This window comes from Lysinibacillus sp. FJAT-14745, from assembly GCF_001275675.1.
In the GTDB taxonomy this organism is placed as follows: Bacteria; Bacillota; Bacilli; order Bacillales_A; family Planococcaceae; genus Lysinibacillus.
The window spans coordinates 123,299-125,088 of the sequence record NZ_LITM01000017.1 but is presented as its reverse complement, the minus strand read 5'-3'; the positions used below and the strand labels follow the sequence as shown (position 1 = coordinate 125,088).

Below are 1,790 nucleotides of genomic sequence, written 5' to 3'. Positions count from 1 at the left end.
CTTGCCACATCGCTTGTCGTTCTGATTGTGTCATGAAAAAACCTCCTAACGAAGAATGTACTGTGATTATCACATAGCACAGACAGTGTTAGAAGGTGGGTTGTATTTGGCGCTTACGAAATTGCAAAGTATTTTAATATTAAAAAACCTGAAGCTAATAAGCTATTAGTCATTGAGGGATATGAGCAATAAAAAGGGGAATTAATACGTAATGAGTAAGGAAAAACATTTAGAGAAAGTGAGTATTATCGATAAATTAGAAGATTATGCATATGGCAATAATCAGAATAATAGAGTTGTATCTGTTCAGATCAATAAATACATTGATGAAAGTATTCAGCCAAATTATCTAACTACAAATATAACTATTAGAGCGTTAGATGATGATATTGCACATAACTTAGATAATCACAAAAAAATGGCGAGATGGTAATTTAAGTGATCAAATTTATAACGAGTTATGTAAAATAGATGAATAGTTATCTAACAGTTCTCTCATACTTTATTATCTAATCCATTTATAAAAGTTGAATAAATTTATTGACTATCAGCTCGAATTGTATGATAATAAGGGTACAAACAACTTGCTCACACGCAGTGTATGACTAAGTTGTACATAAAACAATGAATTTGCTCGCACGTTGTGTACGACTAAATTCGATATTTATTGAGAGCGTCAGTAACTAACTCGCACGTTGTGTACGACTTAGAACTTATGCTCTTAAAATTTCCAGTCATATTTTTAATTCTTTTGAATATACTTAATAATAAGTCGTACGTTGTGTACGACGCAAAAGAGGGTTCGCACGTTGTGTACGTCCCCTCTTTTTTATTTGTATTCACTAAATATAATTTTACTTTGAAGAAATTGTGTATAGAACTGAATAATTTCAGATTGATGTCTCTTTCTTGGTGCATGTCCATATTCTTGTATATTTATTGTTTGAAGTATTTGAATATCTTTCTATCTAAAAAGAAGAAGTTGAGGGATTATATTTCGCTTACCTTCTTCTTTTTATTTTGCAAATTAATACGAGGAGTGTGTGATATGGAAAATGATTTTTTAGATTTATTAATGAGTCATAGTGGCTTAATAGATAATCGTTCTACTTATTGAATCGGTTATAAAATGCAAGAGGAAGAGGTTTTCAGTGAAATTGATTTTGTTAGATATAACACTGAATCGGATAATTTTGAAGTTGTTTTAACGAATGTTGGATATTCAATTTATATTAAGAAAGAATTAATTACATATTACAGTGAAATAAAACCAAAATGTTTAGTTGAAATTGATGGTGAATAGGGGTATTGATATGGAACCTTTTGATAAGTTGATAATTGACAATAAAATTTTTGAATATAATGGCGGATTTGCAGCAGTGGATTCTATTTGTTTTGTGATAAATATTGATGCTTCTGATATGAAAGAGCTTGTGAAAATAGTAAAAGGAGAATTAGCTGAAATAAAAAATGTAAAAGTATATTTCCAAGATAAAATTATATATTCATCGTCAAATACATTTGAGATGAACCAATCCGATATATATGAAGCAGAGTTTTTAAAAGTTGATTAATTAGAGGGGAAATTTCCCTCTTTTTTCTTCGCTTTTTCAATTTCTTGACAGTAGGTAAACTACACATTACAATTTAGTTTGATAGTCAGTAAGGAATATTTACTCTACAATTTCTGACATCTTTAAAACGGCTAATTTGACAACTGAATAGCGTGGAGTAATAGGTGTAAATTGCGTGCAATTTACTTAAAAGGGAAGTCGGTGCAAATCCGACAC

2 protein-coding genes and 1 riboswitch (1 of these 3 cut by a window edge) are annotated in these 1,790 nt (G+C 30.0%); both genes read left to right on the top strand.

Going from position 1 to position 1,790, the window contains the following annotated elements:
- Positions 1-211 precede the first annotated feature (211 nt).
- Positions 212-433, top strand: a complete 222-nt coding sequence (locus AMS59_RS22690; protein ID WP_053485971.1) for a hypothetical protein — start codon at positions 212-214, stop codon at positions 431-433.
- Between the two features lie 880 nt (positions 434-1,313).
- The gene (locus AMS59_RS22685) at positions 1,314-1,574 is read left to right on the top strand and encodes a hypothetical protein (RefSeq protein WP_053485970.1); all 261 of its coding nucleotides are present in this window, start codon (positions 1,314-1,316) and stop codon (positions 1,572-1,574) included.
- Positions 1,575-1,719: 145 nt separating this feature from the next.
- Positions 1,720-1,790: riboswitch (cobalamin riboswitch) on the top strand (it continues 70 nt past the right edge of the window).

What these genes read in the sequence shown, in the direction of transcription:
- AMS59_RS22690 (WP_053485971.1), top strand. Translation starts at nt 212, where the DNA reads ATGAGTAAGGAAAAACATTTAGAGAAAGTGAGTATTATCGATAAATTA.
- AMS59_RS22685 (WP_053485970.1), top strand. Translation starts at nt 1,314, where the DNA reads ATGGAACCTTTTGATAAGTTGATAATTGACAATAAAATTTTTGAATAT.